Origin of the sequence: Polyangium mundeleinium (genome assembly GCF_028369105.1) — a bacterium.
GTDB classification, from domain to species: domain Bacteria; phylum Myxococcota_A; class Polyangia; order Polyangiales; family Polyangiaceae; genus Polyangium; species Polyangium mundeleinium.
In genome coordinates this window covers 3,718,796-3,735,039 of the sequence record NZ_JAQNDO010000001.1, presented here as the reverse complement: position 1 = coordinate 3,735,039, position 16,244 = coordinate 3,718,796, and the positions used below count along the sequence as shown (strand labels likewise).

At 69.1% G+C, this 16,244-nt stretch carries 15 protein-coding genes; 7 read left to right on the top strand and 8 right to left on the bottom strand.

Translation table 11 applies throughout. From position 1 onward, the window contains the following. Positions 1-105: 105 nt before the first annotated feature. From POL67_RS14985 to POL67_RS14975, 3 genes are all read left to right on the top strand, one after another. A complete protein-coding gene (locus POL67_RS14985) occupies positions 106-1,152 on the top strand; it encodes a type III polyketide synthase (protein WP_271918038.1) in 1,047 nt (348 codons plus the stop codon). 68 nt (positions 1,153-1,220) lie between these two features. Continuing rightward, on the top strand, positions 1,221-2,174 hold the full coding sequence (locus POL67_RS14980) for an aldo/keto reductase (RefSeq protein WP_271918037.1): 954 nt from the start codon (positions 1,221-1,223) through the stop codon (positions 2,172-2,174). Then, positions 2,171-2,608, top strand: a complete 438-nt coding sequence (locus POL67_RS14975; RefSeq protein WP_271918036.1) for a nuclear transport factor 2 family protein — start codon at positions 2,171-2,173, stop codon at positions 2,606-2,608. The genes POL67_RS14980 and POL67_RS14975 overlap by 4 nt, the downstream gene beginning before the upstream one ends. A 28-nt stretch (positions 2,609-2,636) precedes the next feature. Here the strand turns inward: POL67_RS14975 and POL67_RS14970 are convergent, their stop codons facing one another. Then, a complete protein-coding gene (locus POL67_RS14970) occupies positions 2,637-3,332 on the bottom strand; it encodes a hypothetical protein (protein ID WP_271918035.1) in 696 nt (231 codons plus the stop codon). 145 nt (positions 3,333-3,477) lie between these two features. Here POL67_RS14970 and POL67_RS14965 point away from each other — a divergent pair, with 145 nt between their 5' ends. Further along, positions 3,478-4,764 carry a hypothetical protein gene (locus POL67_RS14965; RefSeq protein WP_271918034.1) on the top strand — a complete coding sequence of 429 codons (1,287 nt, stop codon included), beginning with the start codon at positions 3,478-3,480 and terminating at the stop codon, positions 4,762-4,764. Here POL67_RS14965 and POL67_RS14960 read toward each other — a convergent pair. Genes POL67_RS14960 through POL67_RS14950 form a run of 3 tightly spaced genes read right to left on the bottom strand, consistent with a single transcriptional unit; the run spans position 4,754 to position 7,877 of the window. Further along, on the bottom strand, positions 4,754-5,884 hold the full coding sequence (locus POL67_RS14960; RefSeq protein ID WP_271918033.1) for a dipeptide epimerase: 1,131 nt from the start codon (positions 5,882-5,884) through the stop codon (positions 4,754-4,756). The two genes, POL67_RS14965 and POL67_RS14960, sit on opposite strands and share 11 nt — an antisense overlap. A 23-nt stretch (positions 5,885-5,907) precedes the next feature. Further along, complete coding sequence (locus tag POL67_RS14955; protein ID WP_271918032.1) at positions 5,908-7,194, bottom strand: HAMP domain-containing sensor histidine kinase; 1,287 nt, start codon at positions 7,192-7,194, stop codon at positions 5,908-5,910. Then, positions 7,191-7,877: a response regulator gene (locus POL67_RS14950; RefSeq protein WP_271918031.1), complete on the bottom strand. Its 687-nt coding sequence runs from the start codon at positions 7,875-7,877 to the stop codon at positions 7,191-7,193. The genes POL67_RS14955 and POL67_RS14950 overlap by 4 nt, the downstream gene beginning before the upstream one ends. A 402-nt stretch (positions 7,878-8,279) precedes the next feature. Between POL67_RS14950 and POL67_RS14945 the strand changes: the two genes are divergently transcribed. The 3 genes from POL67_RS14945 (at position 8,280) to POL67_RS14935 (ending at position 10,968) form a co-directional block, all read left to right on the top strand. Continuing rightward, the gene (locus POL67_RS14945; protein WP_271918030.1) at positions 8,280-8,759 is read left to right on the top strand and encodes a hypothetical protein; all 480 of its coding nucleotides are present in this window, start codon (positions 8,280-8,282) and stop codon (positions 8,757-8,759) included. Positions 8,760-8,893: 134 nt separating this feature from the next. Continuing rightward, positions 8,894-9,409, top strand: a complete 516-nt coding sequence (locus POL67_RS14940; RefSeq protein WP_271918029.1) for a hypothetical protein — start codon at positions 8,894-8,896, stop codon at positions 9,407-9,409. Next, the gene (locus tag POL67_RS14935; protein WP_271918028.1) at positions 9,406-10,968 is read left to right on the top strand and encodes a GMC family oxidoreductase N-terminal domain-containing protein; all 1,563 of its coding nucleotides are present in this window, start codon (positions 9,406-9,408) and stop codon (positions 10,966-10,968) included. Before POL67_RS14940 ends, POL67_RS14935 begins: the two co-directional genes overlap by 4 nt. A gap of 67 nt (positions 10,969-11,035) precedes the next feature. Here the strand turns inward: POL67_RS14935 and POL67_RS14930 are convergent, their stop codons facing one another. The 4 genes from POL67_RS14930 to POL67_RS14915 all read right to left on the bottom strand — a co-directional run bounded on the left by POL67_RS14930 (position 11,036) and on the right by POL67_RS14915 (position 16,198). Continuing rightward, positions 11,036-11,995: an alpha/beta fold hydrolase gene (locus POL67_RS14930; protein ID WP_271918027.1), complete on the bottom strand. Its 960-nt coding sequence runs from the start codon at positions 11,993-11,995 to the stop codon at positions 11,036-11,038. Between the two features lie 100 nt (positions 11,996-12,095). Then, positions 12,096-14,423 carry a hypothetical protein gene (locus tag POL67_RS14925; protein WP_271918026.1) on the bottom strand — a complete coding sequence of 776 codons (2,328 nt, stop codon included), beginning with the start codon at positions 14,421-14,423 and terminating at the stop codon, positions 12,096-12,098. Between the two features lie 200 nt (positions 14,424-14,623). Beyond that, positions 14,624-15,469, bottom strand: a complete 846-nt coding sequence (locus tag POL67_RS14920) for a nucleotidyltransferase family protein (protein WP_271918025.1) — start codon at positions 15,467-15,469, stop codon at positions 14,624-14,626. Between the two features lie 180 nt (positions 15,470-15,649). After that, positions 15,650-16,198 carry a hypothetical protein gene (locus POL67_RS14915; RefSeq protein ID WP_271918024.1) on the bottom strand — a complete coding sequence of 183 codons (549 nt, stop codon included), beginning with the start codon at positions 16,196-16,198 and terminating at the stop codon, positions 15,650-15,652. Positions 16,199-16,244: the final 46 nt, after the last annotated feature.

Genomic DNA, 16,244 nt, shown 5'->3' with positions numbered 1-16,244 from the left:
TTTCATAGGATCTTGTTCTCGTCATGGCAGTGAATACCATCGCCGGCCACGCGATTATTTTCTTCGACCGGACCTTTCTCGGGCATCGAACACATGGAGGGGATCATGGCCACCTTGTGCAAGCCGGAAGTCGCGGTTCCGGAGAACATCGTCACGATGGCAGACACGCTGAAAATGGCTGAGCGGCTCCACGCGGGCAAACCGCAGTTGAGGCTCGCGATGCGGCTCATCAGCAGCACCGGGGTACAGAAGCGGCACATCGTACAGCCGCTCGAGCAGACCCTCGAGCACAATGGCTTCGAGAGCCGCAACAAGATTTACGAGAGCGAGGCCAAGCGCCGGGTACCTCCGGTGATACAAAAAGCGCTCAATCATGCAGAACTGACGGCGCGCGACATCGACGCCATCATTTATGTCTCGTGCACGGGCTTCATGATGCCGGCCATGACGGCTTGGCTCGTGAACGCCATGGGATTCCGTCACGACACGCGGCAGATCCCGATCGCGCAGCTCGGGTGCGCGGCCGGGGCGGCGGCCATCAGCCGCGCGCACGACTTCTGCGTGGCGCATCCCGGCAGCAACGTGCTCATCGTGGCCTGCGAGTTCTGCTCGTTATGCTACCAGCCGCCCGACGACGACGTCGGCTCGCTCCTGTCCGACGGGCTCTTCGGAGACGCGGTGGGCGCGGTCGTCGTCCGGGGCAGCGGAGGCAAGGGCATCCGGCTGGAGCGGAATGCGGCGTACCTCATCCCGGACACCGAGGATTGGATCTCGTATCTCGTGAAAGAAACGGGGTTCCATTTCAGGCTCGACAAGCGGGTCCCGGGGACGATGAAGCCCCTCGCGCCCGTGCTGCGGGAGCTCGTCGAGCGCCACGGCTGGGACGTAGGCAATCTGGATTTCTACATCATTCACGCCGGCGGGCCGCGCATCCTCAACGATCTGTGCAAGTACCTGGGCGTACCGCAGGAGTCGTTCCGGTACAGCAGGGCCACGTTGACGGAATACGGCAACATCGCCAGCGTGGTCGTGCTCGACTCCATTGGACGGCTGTTCGCGGACAACCACGTTCACGACGGCGGGCATGGAGTGATCGCAGGGTTCGGCCCCGGAATCACGGCGGAAATGGCCGTTGGTTCCTGGAGGGCCTAGGACGGCCGATAGGGACGGCGAGCATTCGGCCGCCGTCGTGCATCGAGAAGACAGCAGGGGGAACTGCCATGAATACTGCGCTGAAAGCTCCGTCGTCGACGTTCCGTCTCGGCGGCGACCTTCCCGTGCGGCGCCTCGGCTATGGTGCCATGTACTTGACCGGTCCCGGCATGTGGGGACCGCCGACCGACCCGGACGCGGCCATCCGGCTCCTGCGCCGCGCGGTCGACCTCGGCGTCAATTTCATTGACACGGCCGATTCCTACGGCCCGGACGCCAATGAGCAGATCATCCGCCGCGCCTTGCATCCCTATCCTGCGGGGCTCGTGATCACCACGAAGGGCGGGCTTTTGCGCTCCGGCCCGGAGGATTGGACGCGCCGCGACCAGCCGTACATCGTCCCTTGCGGGCGCCCGGCCTACCTCCGCCAGCAGGTGGAGATGAGCCTGCGCAACCTCGGGCTCGAGCGTATCGAGCTCTATCAGCTCCACCGCATCGACCCGGCCGTACCGCTGGCCGATCAGCTCGGTGAGCTCGTCCGGCTCCGGGAGCAGGGCAAGATCCGCCATATCGCGCTCTCCGGGCAACCCGAGGTCTCGATCGAGCAGCTCGAAAAGGCGCTCGCGATTACCGAGATCGTCGCCGTGGAGAACCTCTACAACGTCGCGGATCGCGCCGGCGAGCCGGTCCTGCGTTATTGCGAGGAGCGCGGAATCGCCTTCATCCCGTGGTTCCCCATGGGACATGGCGCCCTCGCCGGGCCGGGCAGCATCCTCGCCGGGTTTGCCCGCAAGCGTAGCCTCACGCCCGCCCAGCTCGCCCTCGCCTGGCTCTTGCACAAGTCCCCGGCCATTCTCGCGATCCCTGGCACCTCGTCCCTCACCCACCTGGAGGAGAACCTCCGCGCCGCGCAAATCAAGCTGGACGAGAAGGAGATGAGCGAAATCGCGGACATCGCCGCGAGCGTGCCGACGTGGCGTCCGACGCCGCCTGCCGAGTCTCCCACCCAGGAGAAGTCATGAACAATTCCGCCATGCATCCGAACGTCCGATCCCTGCGCGCCATTTACGCCGATCTGACGCGCATCGGGGAGTACGCGGCCGACGATATGGTCCTGCACAAGGCCGAGCGGGCGTTCGTCCGGGATGCCGCCGCCGGCCGCGCCGTCGGCAAGGAAGCCGCCGTCGCGCACGAGCGCGAGCTCGTCCGCATGACCGGCGGCACCCTGGTGATGGACGTGGAGCACATCACCGCGAATGACCACTTCGGCGCGGTCTTCGGCGTCCTGCGGGCCCACCGCGACGGGGCGACGCTCGCGGTGCCATTCTGCGGGGTGTGGCGCTTCCGCGGCGGCCTGGTCACCGAGCACTGGGAAAACGCCTACGACGTGCTCACCGTCGAGGCCTTCCTCAGCGGCAAGCCGAGGACCGACCCCGTGCACGGCAACGAAGACTGACCGGATTCCGCGCCTCGGGCCCCGCCGTTTAATGGCCGGCGGGGCCGAGGTCCACCTCGCCCCCGGGGTATACGAACGAGTCGCTCGGCGAATAAAAACACGCGCCGGGCACGACCTGGAGCGGCGACGCGGGACGCAGCGCATACACCGGGTGATCGGGGGCGAGCATCTCGATCGAGAGCACCTCGAACGGGGTCACGAGATCCCCGATGTACGGATATCGCCCGCCCAGGATGCGATGCCCGAGGCGCGTCAGATAAAAAAGATGGCCGCGGGCGACCATGCCGATCTCCTTGCCGACGCGGGCGCGGGAGCGGATCACGGGGACGCCGTCCACGGAGGTCGTGGCCGTCAGGATGTCGTTCTCGATTTCGAGCGAGGTCTCGCCGGACGAGGCCGGCACACCGCGCTCGCGCGCGTAGGTGCGAACGCGCTCGGACGAGTTCAGGTAATGCGTGAAGAACCGGCCCGGGGTCACGCCGTCAGGCGCGACGTGGCCGTCGAGGTCGAGCCCGAGGTACGTGAGCGAATACGCGCCGAAGCCCGTCGTCTGCTCGGGCGAATCGACCACGTATTGGTTCATGTAGATCGCGTGGTTCTTCGCCGGGCGGAGCGTCGCCGGCAAGAGGCGCGCACAGGCCTTGGGATCGGCGGGGATCCAGCTCGTGTAGAGCATGCGGCTGTGAATGACGAGCTGCGGCGAGACGAGCGGTCCTTCGGACATTCATACCTCCCTGAACGAGATCAAGGTGAGCGTACACAGGCCGCGCGGCCCCACAAGACGCCGCGGAGGGCGGAAACCTGCCCGAACGGCGCGCCTCCGCGCCCCTCGCGTGTCACCCGTTCAGGGCGGTAGACTGACGCATCACGTGCGCAACGATCTCGACAAGGCCTGCCTCGGCTGCAAGCTCCGCCTGCCGGCGACGGATTCGGTTTGCCCGCGCTGCCGCGCCGCGACTCAGCCCGCCGCGGACGCGCTCCGGACCCTGCGCGGGCGCATCGAAATGGACAGGTGGCTCGACGTCCCGCGCACCCTCGCGCTCTACGTGCCCGCGGCCCTTGGCCTCTTCCTCTCGGTGATGGTCGACGCGTTGTTCCTGTGGGATCAGGTGATCCACGTGCCGAGCTTCGAGCAGAACGCCCTCGGGGTCGGGCTTTTGCTGCTCGCGGGCCTGTGCTTTTTCGGCATCTGGTGCCTGCTGCTCGCGCTCCCGTGGGGCGTATGGGCAGGGCTCGTCCTCCTCACGTTCGCCATTTACCGCCGCTTTCGCTACAAGCCCCTGCCTCCGCCGCTCCTTGTGCCGCTGCCCGTCCCCACGCCCCTTCGCCGGAGCTTGCTGCGTCGAGCCACCGAGCGCTTCGATGCCCTCCACGTGAAGCTCGACGCGTGGCACAAGGGAACACAGAAGCCGAGCCTGCGCATCCCGCTGCTCGTGCTCGTGGCGGCGATGGTGATCGCCGAGGTGACGGCGTCGAAACCCGCGGTCGAATTCACCAGCTTGAAGGCCTTCGCGAACTCCGTCGGCCCCCTGTTCGTCATGATGATCCCCGTCGCCGCGGTGGCGATGATCGCCCTGATGTTCCCGCTTTATGCCGCCACCCGCATCACCGAGCGGCTCGTCGCGGCCCTGCGGCTCCTCGACGCACGCAGAAGCGCGCGGATCGAGGACACGCCTTCGGTCGAACCGCTCCGCGCCGCGCGTACCTCGGCGCGAGGGCGCGTGTCACGCGGCTCGAAGCCCGCGCTCGTCGCCCCGCTCTCGGGCAAACCCTGCCTCGCGTTCCGACTCGTGGGCCGCATCGACGATCTCCTCCTCGACGACAGCGAGGCCGTTGGCATGACCCTCGTGGACGGCGCCGAATCGGTGGAGGTCCGCGGCGAGCGTTTTGCCCTTGTGCTCGGAAAACCCAAGGAGAGGGCACGGTCGCTCGCTCCCGAGGCCGCCGCGCGGATGGCTGCATTTCTCTCCGCGCGCGGACTTCGGGCCGAACCTCAATGGGTCGATCTCGCCGAGACCTGCCTTCGAGAAGGCGACGAAATCGAGGCCTGGGGGGCGGCGCGGCAGGAGAGGGTGGCAGGCGAAGGGTATCGCGACGTGGTCCTCGGCCGCGTGCTCGACGACGGGGATGGTTTGCCCGTCCTGATCACGCGATAGCCGTCACGCCGAGCCCCGGCTCCGCCGAAAGCTCGTACCGCGGGCCGTCCGCTTCGTAACCGCCGCGGTAGGGATCCCCGTCGAGCAGCCACGCCGTGTCGAGATCGACGAAATCCACGCCCCCGAGCGCCGCCGCCACATGCGCGCCCGCCGTCATGCCGAGCCGCGTCTCCACCATTCCGCCGATCATGATCGGCATCCCCGCCTCTTTTGCCGCGCGCCCGATGGAAAGCGCCCCGAGCGGCCCGCCCGATTTCACGAGCTTCAGGTTCACCCCGTCCGCGGCCCGCGCCGCGCGCACCCGCCCGAGATCGGCGAGCGTCTTCACGGACTCGTCCGCAATCACCGGCGGCGCGAGCGCCGCGGCCACCTCCGCCATTCCTTCGAGGTCGTCCGCGGCGCAGGGCTGCTCCCAGCATTCGACAACGAGCCCTCTCGCCTCCACGGCGCGCCCCATCGTGATCGCCTGCGCCGCGGAGAACCCCGCGTTCGCGTCGATCCGAAACCTCGCATCGGGCACGGCGTTTCGGATCGCGAACAGCGCCGCGAGGTCCTGGTCCATGTCCTTGCCGACCTTCACCTTGAAATGACGAAAGCCCCGCGCCGCCCAGCCCTGCGCGAGCTCGGCCATCCGCGCGGGCTCGGCGATCGGGATCGTGATGTCCGTCTCCAGCCTGCGCGTCGCCTCGCCCCGCGATCCGCCGAGCAGGCGCCGAAGCGGCATCCCGAGGAGCCGCGCCCACGCATCGAGCAGCGCCGTCTCCAGCGCCGCCCGCGCCACCGGCTTGCCTGCGAGCACGTCGTCGAGCGCCGCCCCGAGCTCCACGAGGCCCGCGAGCGAGACGCCGAGCGCTTCGTCCACCTGCGGGAGCGCTATCGACTGGCCGGACAAACGCTCTCTCGCCGCACCGAGCGCCGCGAGCACGTCCGGCTGGTCCTCGACCGTCACCGGCCAGAGCGCCGCGCCCTCGCCGAGCCCCTCGGCCCGCGCGCCTGCCGCGGCGAGCGTGACGCGCACCTCCGCCGAGCGCGTCACGGTCACGCGCCCCGTCGCGATGACGAAGGGATCGTGCAGCGGGACCGACAGGGGGCGAACCGAAATGGCCTCGACGTGGAACATCGGCGCCACGCTTAGCACAGACGTCACGCCGTTTGGCGCGGGGCAGCGGGCAACTCCAGCCCGATCCGCGCGCCGCCTTCCTCCCGGTTCGCCGCGCGCGCGCGGCCGCCGTGCGCCTCGGCGATCCGCAAGACCAGGGCGAGCCCGAGCCCGAGCGAGCCCTGCTCCCGCGCCTTCTCGTCCGGACGCCGGTAAAACGGCTCGAAGATCCGCTTCTCTTCACCCGGATCGAGGCCACGGCCCGCGTCCTCCACCTCGAACGCGACCGCGCCGGGCGCCCCGGTAATCCGCAGCGCGACCACGCCACCGCCGTGCTTCTTCGCGTTGTCGAGCAGGTTCGCGAGGGCCCGCGCGAAGAGCGTGGGGTCGGCGAGGACGGGCTCGGGGGTCCCCTCGACGACGAGCGCCTCCGCGCCGATCCCCGCGCGATCGAGCGCGCGCAGGCCCATCTCCACCGGATCGAGCTGCTCCTTCGCGAGGGCCGTGAAATCGAGCCGGCTCTGCGCGAGCAGATCCCCGACGAGCGCGTCGATCTCGAAGATCTCGCGATCGAGCTCGTCGAGGTTCTTCTGCACGTTCACCCCGTCCCGCGTGAGCTCCGTGAGCAGGCGGATCCGCGCGAGCGGGGTGCGCAGCTCGTGCGAGACCGCCGCGAGCAGCTCGCGCTGGTCGCTGATCTGCCGGTCGATCCGCGCGGCCATCTCGTTCATCGCCATCGAGAGCACGACCGCCTCGCCGTGGACGTTCCGACCCATCCGCGCCCGCGCGCCATAGTTGCCGCGACCGATCTCGCCCGCGACGCGCGCGAGCTCTTCGAGCGGGCGCGAGAGCCTGCGCGCCACCGTGCCCGAGAGCGCCCACAGGATGATGCCCGCCGCCACGAGCGGCGCGAGCCAGCGCAGCGGGCCGGCGATGCGCGGACGCTCGGCGCAGATCGTCACGAACCCGAGCCTGTGCCCTTCGCGCACCGCGGGCGCTTCGAGCGTCCACGCCTTCCGCCCGCAGCCGTGGCCGAACGCCTGGAGCTCGGCGCCGCTCGTGTTCCGCAGGATCACGCTCACTTCGAGGTCGTCTGCGATCGCGCGGGCGAGCGCCTCGCGGGCGCGGTCGTCGTTCCACACCTCGCCGAAGCGCGCGCCCAAAAACACACGCGCGCGGCCCATCTCGCGCGCCCAGGCCGGGCCGCCCGGGGCCGAGACGAGCAGCATCACGATCGAGAACGCCACGCCTGAAAGGAGGATCGCCACGCCGAACCACAAGAAGAGGCGGCGCTGCAACCGGTCGCGCACGTAACACGACAGACGATTCACGACTTTTCTTTCGCGAGTACGTAGCCCACGCCGCGCACCGTCTTGATGAGCCGCGGCGAGCGTGGGTCGTCGCCGAGCTTCTGCCGGAGGTGCGAGATGTGCACGTCGACCGTTCGTTCCCCAACGATCACGTCCCCACGCCCCGCCTCCGAGAGCAGCGCGTCGCGGGCCACGACGCGTCCCGGGCGGCGTGCGAGCGCGCAGAGCAGATCGAACTCCAGGCCCGTGAGCTCCACGAGCTCCCCCTCACGCGTGACGACCCGGCCGGGCACGTCGATCACGATATCGCCCGCGACGATCCGCTCGCCGGCGACCTCGGGGCGGGCCCGGCGGAGCACGGCCTTGATGCGGGCGACGAGCTCGCGCGGGCTGAAGGGCTTGGCGACGTAGTCATCGGCGCCGATCTCGAGGCCGACGACGCGATCCGTCTCGTCACCGCGCGCCGTGAGCATGAGGACGGGGATCGTGTTTTTCTGTCGGATCCGGCGACAGACCTCGATCCCATCCATCCCGGGCATCATCACGTCGAGCAGCACGACGTCGAACGTGCCGGCTTCCAGCGCGGCGAGCCCGCGGGGTCCGTCCGGGGCTCCGGTCACGTGGAATCCATTCTGGTCGAGGTAACTCGACAGGAGGTCGAAGAGCCGAACGTCGTCGTCGATGAGGAGCACGCGGAGCGCCATGGCGATGACAGAGTACCAGGGCCATGAAACCGGCCGTCATCCAAGCTTGCGCGCGCTTCGTGAAGGCCCCGCGAGGCCGGCCGTGAAGAACTGCAAAGAAGCCGCAGGGACGAGAGCCAAATTCTTCATGATGCCCGCGGACGGTCCCATTACGGAAGTTCAAACGTGCGGAACGGCGTCAGCGGCGCATTCCTGCTCACCTGTGCGAATCGAGAGCGCTGGAAAACGAAAGTCCTTGCTCTTCCGGGAGGGGAGCTGGTAAGAAGAAGAGTCATCGCGGAACTCCGAATTGGGCTCCGCAGGTATTCGGATTCACGGCTCGCTGCGTGACTGTGCGGGGAACGTGTATCCGAGGTTTCTAGTTCTCATGACGCGCGAGAGAATGCGCGTAGGAGTCGTCTCATGAATACGCTTCGTTCGATCACCGGGCTCTTTGCGATGGCTTCTCTCTTCGCGTTCGCCGCTGGGTGTAGCGTGAGCGAGACGGAGGAGCGGGTCGGGCAGAGCGAGCAGTCGCTCGCCGAGCCTCCCTGCGAGTGCCCGTCGGTCGTTGGCAGCGCGTCGAACATCGTCGCGCCGCCCTGCGAGTGCGAGCCCCCGCCGGAGGAGCCGCCGGTCGAGGAGCCGCCGGTCGAGGAGCCGCCGAGCGACGATCCGTGCCCGCCTGGCGAGCACGAGGAGTGCAGCGTGAAGGCGCCGGGCGGCGTTCAGTCGATCATCGCCCCGCCGGAGTGCGTCTGCGTTCCGGATGAGGAGCCCCCCTGCCCGCCGAACGCCGTCGAGGTCACGACCTGCGGCGGTATCCTCGCCCCGAAGGGCACGGTGAGCATCTGGGGCGGCAGCGGCGGTAGCTGCGTCACGCAGTGCGTCCTCTCCCACTGATCGCCTGATCTCGGCGAGTACACCCCGCCGAACGCCCCGGGACATCCCGGGGCGTTTTGCGTTTGTCCCCCCGCCGCATGGTTTCGTCGGCCCTTTAACCTGTATTCTCTCGAACAAGTGCTAGGCTTCGCCCGATGTCGGACGTCGCTTCGGGACAGCCGTCGGGGACCGAAGTCGCGCTCGATCGGCTCGATTGGCCCGTGCGGGGCCTGTCGCCCCGGGCGCGTCGGGTGGTCTTCGCCTACGCAGAGGCCATGTATGCGGACGAGGACGAAACGGGCGCGATCGTGCCTGCGAGCTCGGCCGTCTGCGAGCGCGCGGCGACGTGGCTCGACCATTCCGTCGGGCGCGCGAGCGGCGATCTGCGTCGTGGTTTCGCGGTGCTCACGTGGCTCCTGGAAATGATGCCGCTCTTCGTGATCGGCGCCTTCTCCCGCATGAGCCGGCTGCCCGTCGAACGGCGGGTCGGTTACCTGGAGGCGCTCGAACGGAGCCGGTTCGGGCTCTTCGCCATGCTGCTCGTGGCCTTCAAGGTGCCGATGAGCGTGGCCGTGTTCGAGGAGGGCGAAGAGCTCACCTCGACGGGGTTCGATCGGCCGAGCACGACGGCACGACGGCGGCTGCCCACCGCGCCGGAGCAGGCGCCATGAGCGACCTTCCATCGGGCGAACCCGTCGTCCACGGGCGTGATTTGTCGGGGCCCTTCGAGGCGTCGTGTGACGTGGTCGTGGTCGGGTCCGGCGCGGGCGGCTCGGTCGTGGCGACGCTGCTCGCCGAAGCGGGCCTGCGGGTGATCGTGCTCGAAGAGGGGCCGTATTACCGGCCCGAGGAGTACCAGCGGTTCCGGCCGAGCGAGGCGCTGCGCCGGCTGTTTCGCGAGTCGGGGATGGCCACGGCGTTCGGCCTCGGCCAGACGCCGATCATCGCGATCACCATGGGCCGGGCCGTGGGAGGTTCGTCGCTGCTGACGGGCGGCGTCTGCTTCCGGATCCCGAGCGACGTGCATCATCACTGGGCCGCCGATCTCGGGCTCGACGCGCTCTCCGAGCGCGCGCTCGAGCCAGCCTACGAGGACGTCGAGCGGAGGCTCTCCGTGCGCGAGGTGCCGGCCGCGCTCCGCTCGCGATCGACGCTGAAGTTCGTCGAAGGCGCCGAAAAACTCGGGATCACCATGAAGCCCATGCGCCGCAACGCCGAGGCGTGCGAGGGCAACGCGCGGTGCAACTTCACCTGCCCCGCAGGCGCGAAACGATCGGTGGACATTTCCTATCTGCCGAGCGCGCTCGCGCGCGGGGCGCGGATCGTGTCGGACGCGCTCGTCACGCGCGTGCTCGTCGAGGGCGGGCGCGCGGCAGGTGTCGAGGGACGGCTGCTCGGCGGCGCGGGCGGGCGGCCGTCATTCCGGTTCGTGGTGCGCGCGCCGGTGGTCGTGGCCGCTTGCGGGACGCTGCACACGCCGCTCCTGCTCGGGGCGAGCGGCGTCGGACGGGCGAGCGAGAAGCTCGGGCGACGGGTGACGTTGCACCCGGGCGTGCGCTGCGTGGCGATGTTCGACGAGGAGATCGGCGGCTGGGACGGCGCGATGCAAAGCGTGTACTCGGACGATTTCGCGCCCGAAGGGATCAAGCTCGTCGGCGTGTACAGCTCGGTGAACGTGCTCGCGGCGGGCATGCCGGGCGTGGGCCCGCGGCTCCGGCGCATGGCGCGCGAGGTCCGCAGACTCGCGGTGTTCGGCGCGATGGTGCACGACGAGGGCGGAGGTACGGTGCGCGCAGGGCCGGGGCGCGAGCCGATCCTGACGTACGCGATGGCGCCGCGCGACCTCACGCGGCTGCGGCGCGGGATCACGATCGTGTCGGAGATGGCGCTCGCAGCCGGCGCGCGCGAGGTCTACACGTCGGTGACGGGCGCCGATCCGGTGCGCACGATGGACGACGCGCTCGCGCTCGAACGATCGAACTACGACGCGCGCCGCCTCGAATGCATGGCGTTCCACCCGCTCGGGAGCGCGCGCGCCGCGAACGATCCGCGGCGCGGGGTCGTTGATCCGGACGGCCAGACCTACGAGCTGCCGGGGCTCTTCGTGGCCGACGGATCGATCCTGCCGACGAGCATCGGCGTGAACTCGCAGGTGCCGATCATGGCCATGGCGACGCGCATCGCATGGCGCATCGCGGAAAGATTCCGGCGAATCGCGCGCTCGGCCTGAACACGGCGCGTCGCCTCGCGGGCGACGCGCGCGGATGGTTTCTGCACCAACGAACCTGGGTTCGCCGTCAGTCCATCGCGGGATCGCGCAGGTCGCCGAAGAAGTCGATGAGCAGACTCGCGACCTCGCCGGGCTTCTCCTGCTGCGTCCAGTGGCCGCAGTCCGCGATGCGCTCGATGCGCAGGTTCTTCACGTGCGGCCTCGAAAGCTCGGCCATCTCGGGCCGCAGGACCGGATCCTTGTCCGTGACCACGAGCAGCGCGGGCAGGTCGATCTCCGACGGGAGCTCGCGTTCCTCCTCCCACGAGAGATCCATCGCGCGGTACCAGTTCAGGCCGCCCCGGAAGCCGGTGCGCTTGTAGATGCGTACGTACGTGTCGAGGTCGATCTTCGAGAGGAACGTCTCGCCGGGGCCGATCTTGTCGAGCAGCGAGGAGCCATTTCCCACGGTCATGAACGACGCCAGGGAGTCGGCATACTTCGCAGGGCGCATGAGCTTCTGGAACGTGTCGCGCACGTCGGCCTCGAGCTCGCGCTCGGCGACACCCAGCTCCTGGAAGTGCCGCATGTAGAACGTCTTGTCCGTGAGGCCGAAGGCGTCGCGGTACATGAGGCTCGGAGCCTGGGGGCCCGGCGGGATGTACGGGGTGTTGAGGCTCGCCACGCGCTCGGTGCGCTCGGGATGACGCAGCGCGAACTGCCACGCGAGCGCGCCGCCCCAGTCATGCCCAACCACGCCCGCCTTGTCGATGCCGAGCGCGTCGAAGAGGCCGTGGATGTCCTCGACGAGCTCACGCATCACGTAACTCTCGACCTCCTCGGGCGCGTCCGTTCCCCCGAACCCGCGCAGGTCCGGGCAGAGGACGCGGAAGCCCGCCTCGGCGAGGGCGTGGATCTGACGGCGCCAGGAGTACCAGAGCTCCGGAAAGCCGTGGCAGAGGAGGATCGGATATCCGCGGCCCGCATCGGTCACGTGCATGCGGATGCCGTTCGAGTCCAGGAAGGTGTGGCGGATGATCGTGCCCATGCGGTGAAGACTCCGGTTTCGCGCTGCTCGGTACGGGTCTCGCCCGGGACCGAGCGCGCGTCAACGCAGGGCAGTGACGGGAAGGTGCGTCCGGGTCCGCTCAGGGGCTGGAGTCGCCCGAGCAGGTGACGAAAAGGGTGGCGCCCTGGGAGGGTTCGCCCTCACCGACGAGGCGGATCATGCGGCGCTCGGAGTCGGCGCAGCGGGCGACCAGCGCGGGGTTGCCGACGGGCGGGTCGGTCGAGGCATCCACGTAACAGAAGCCGCTGACGGGCTTGCCGGCGGGCGTGACCGGGTCATCCGAGACGTCGTTCTGGCAGATGGTGAGCTCCTCATCTGCGAGCTGCGGGATCTGGCAGAAGCAGTCCCAGTTCGACTCGGGCGAGCGGGCCTTGGCCTCGTCGATCGCGGCCGCGTGCTCGGGAGCGACGGGGAGGCGGGCATGATCGGAGTCACACGAGCAAGCTCCGCCGGTCGGGCGCGCCTCGATGAGCAGGCAGTTCACGGCGTCGTCGTCGTTGCGGTCGAGCGTGCGCGGCAGGCACGGGCCGCCGATCTTGCTCTTCAGCCGATCGATGAGCGCGCCGATCGCAGGGCGGTAGCCGTAGTCGGACGAGGTGCGGTCCTCGACCTGCTTCGGGCAAACCGAGCCGACGATGCCCTGATCGCCGAGGCCGCGGAGAACGCCGAGCTGGCGCAGGCCGGGGTAGGCCTTGGCGCGGACGCGCATCGTGGGGGCGGCCGGATCGCAGAGCGGGTTGTTCGCCGTGCCGTCGCGGCACTCGGCGCACTTCGCATCGTTCGAACAATCGGTCGCCTCGGGCAGCTCGAAGATGCAGGCGTACTGGAGATCTTCGCCCAGCGTGTCGTACTCGTGCCCGTTGATGGTGTTGCCGAGCGGCGACTCCGGGGTCATGTCGGTCTGCTCGCCCGTGATCGGGTGCTGGCCGTGGCGCGCGGCGGTCGACTCGTGCATGAGCGGATCCGTCGGCAAGGTGCCCTTGGCGGGGTCTCCGAGGATCACGTCCCAGGTCCCGTCCTCGGCGAGCTGGCGCGAGTTCTTGAGGCCCTTCGTGAGGTCCGCGGGATCACGGGCGATGTCCTGCCACGGCACGCCGACGATGCCGGCGAGGAAGACGAGGTCCGGCGTGCGCACGACGGGCACGCCCTCGGCGGGGCGCGCCTTCGGGAAGAGCGGGTTCTCCACGATCTCGCCGCTGCGGGTCGTGATCTCGGGGCTCGAGAACGCCTTCACGTAGCGGTCCGTCGGATAGAGGAAGTCCACGCCGAACCGGTGCTTCTGGTCGAAGCAACGCAGGTCGACGGGATCTTCGGACTTCGTCAGCAACATGACGTTTCCTTGGGCGTCAAAGCATCCCGGATCCGGGGGACAACCCTCGGGGGCTTTCAGGCCGCAGGAGGTGCAGCATTTGTCGTTCGGATCGGCCGCGCACTCGGCGCGCGGGCGCGGCATCGCGTCGGTGTGCGAGGCGCGGTAATAGAAGCCGGTCTCCTTGATCGAGCAGTCGTTCTCGTCGCTCAGCATGAGGATCGCGACGAGCGAGTCGGGGCGGAGGAAGTCCTTGCGCTGATCGAGCAGTGTGTCGTCCCTGCCGCTCACCTTCACGTAGCCCGACGACGCCTCGATGGTGTCGTACGGCTCGGGGTCGACGAGGAAGCGGTAGATGCTCTCGAGCTGGGACTCGTAGCCACAGCCGACCTGACCGGTGCCGCTGACCATGTCGGCGAGCGCGGGCACGAGGCCGGGCTCGACGCCGTCGAGGGTGCCGAGGTTCGTCTCGCCCGGCGGGTTCAGCTTCTCCTCGGGATCCCACGCGAGGAAGCCCTTGTCGGCGTACGTCGGGACAACCTCGCCGGCGACGCAGGGATCGGCGCGCGAGACGAGCTGACCCCGATCGTTCTTCGAAACCTTCTCGTTGGCGCAGCTCAGGTCGGACTGGAGGTCGGGGCAATGCCCGCCGCCGTGACCACCGAGGCTCGACGAGACGATGCCGATGTGGATGTCAAGCACGGGCTCGAACTCGCGACGCGAACCCTTGGGGCAATCCTCTTTGGGGCTCTTCGGCTGCGCCGCCTCCGCGAGGGGCAAACCAGCTTCGTCGATGCACGGCGGGTTCACGAGGCTCTCGACGAGGTCGGGGACGGCCTGGGCGAGGATCTGCTGCTTGTCGGCCATAGAGGCCGAGTTGTCGATGCCGAGGACGATGTCGATCTTGTCGACGCCGCTGTGCGGGACGACCTCGACGATGGTCGAGGTGATGCGCGGATCGACGGTGTCGATGGGTCGGTCCAGGCAACCCATGGCCACGAACCCGGAGACGGCGACGGTGACGAGGCCGGGGAAGACGAGGGCGGAGGTGGCAGCGAAGACGCCCGGAAGACCTGGACGAAGAGGACGGCGGTTCATGGGGGCTCCCTTTCTCACTTGCGAGGTGCCTGGCGGTTGGCTGCCTCAGCAGCAGCGCGCCCACCCTCTTCGCAAAAGGGATGCCGTCCTATTTTGTCGGTTTTGGGTGCTATTTTTCAGTTACACGGAACTTTTGGCAACATGGTTGGCAGATCGCTCGAAACAAGCCAACCGAAGTCGTGCTCACCCGTTCGCGAGGCTCAGGGGTGCGGCGGCGGCTGGTCGATCGCGGCGGTCCAGCGCGCGATCTCCTCGGACGTCATGCTGCCCGCGGGCCAGAGGCGCGCGTCGTCCCAGCCCTCGCTCACGTCGGCGAGGTACTGCGCGCGCGAGAGGAGCGTGCCCCGGCAAAGGCGTCCCGCCTCGGGCGGCGACGCATGTTCGGCTTCGAGGCGCGCGAGGAGCTCGCGCATGACCCACGACGGGATGCGTCGCTGCTCCGCCGGATAGATGAAGCCGAAGAGGATGAGCTGGCTCAGGAGCACCCGCCAGTGAGCGCCGAAGCGCGCGACGAGCCGAGGCCAGTCGAGCTCCCCGCAGCGCGCGCGCAGCACGTGGGCCACGTCGGCGCCGTCGTAACGTTCGCGCTCCTGAATGAAGGCTTTGGCGAAGATGGTCTCCTCGGCCGGGCAGAGGCCCACGTCGACGCCGAAGACATCCCCATGGCCCGCGTGCTCGAACCAAGGATCGTCGACCTCGGCGAGGCCGTTGCCCGAGCTCCAGATGACGTCGACGTGCTCGCTCCCCGCGTACGCCTTGGCGAGCCAGTGCGGGAAAGCAATGCACGTCGGATACCCCGCGTGTTCGAGGACGAGGAGCGCCGCGCCGACGTCACGGCGGCGGACGAAGACGTCGAGGTCACGGGTGCGTCGCCGCATGCCGGCGTGGTGCGCGAGCGCGTAGGCGCCGCCGACGAGGAAAGGAACGTCCGACGCGGCGAGCGCGCGGAGCGCCGAGGCGAAGAAGTCGCGCGCCTCGGGGGTCATGTCGAGCGCGAGGATCGCGTTCGGATCGGCGTCACGAGGCAAGGCGATCGTGGGCTCCACGGGCGCGCTCGGCGCGGGTGCGCAAGGGACCACGGGTTGGGGGAGCGGGAGCCGCGTCGTGTCGAGCGAGCGTGGCGTCCCGGAGGACGGAATTGCATCAACCGTGCGGCGGAACATCACGGCACGACGTGTTGCCAGGCAGTGCGTACCGCAAGGGGCGCGAGGCCAGAAATCGGGGGGCTAAGGAGAGTCGGCGAGCGAGCGCTCGAGCGCCGCGCGCAGGTGGTTTTGCGCGCGGAGCGTGTACGGTCCGTCGGGCGAGAGCTCGAGCTCGACGAGCTCGTCCGAGGTTTCGCCGGTCCGAACGAAGCTTTGGACCTCGCGCAGGAAGGCGCGGAGCTGGTAGGCGCGGAGGGCGAGGACGGCGGCGTCCCCTTGGGCGAGGGCGCGGGCGGCAGCGGGGCCGATCTGGCGGCGGAGCTCCGCGAGCATGGCGTCGTCGCCACGCGCGTCGGCGCGTCCGAAGGCGCGGAGGAGCGAGCCGAGCGCGCGGACGTCGGCGTCGAGGGGTTTTGCCTCGACGGCGCGGGCACGGTCGTCGTCGTTTGCCGCGGTTTCGGCGAGCTTTTTGGGTTCGACGAGCGGGAGGGGCAGGCCGTCGGGCGGGACCGACCGAGGGACGGCGAGCAGCGCCGCGGTGCCGGCGAGGAAGACGGCGACGAGGCCCGGCTGCCAGCCCTCGAAATGCCGGCCGAACCCCCTGCCGACGCGCGTCTCGTTTTTTGCCACCGCGCTCCGACCTCCGACCGTTTATTGTAGGACGCCGTCGGGGCAC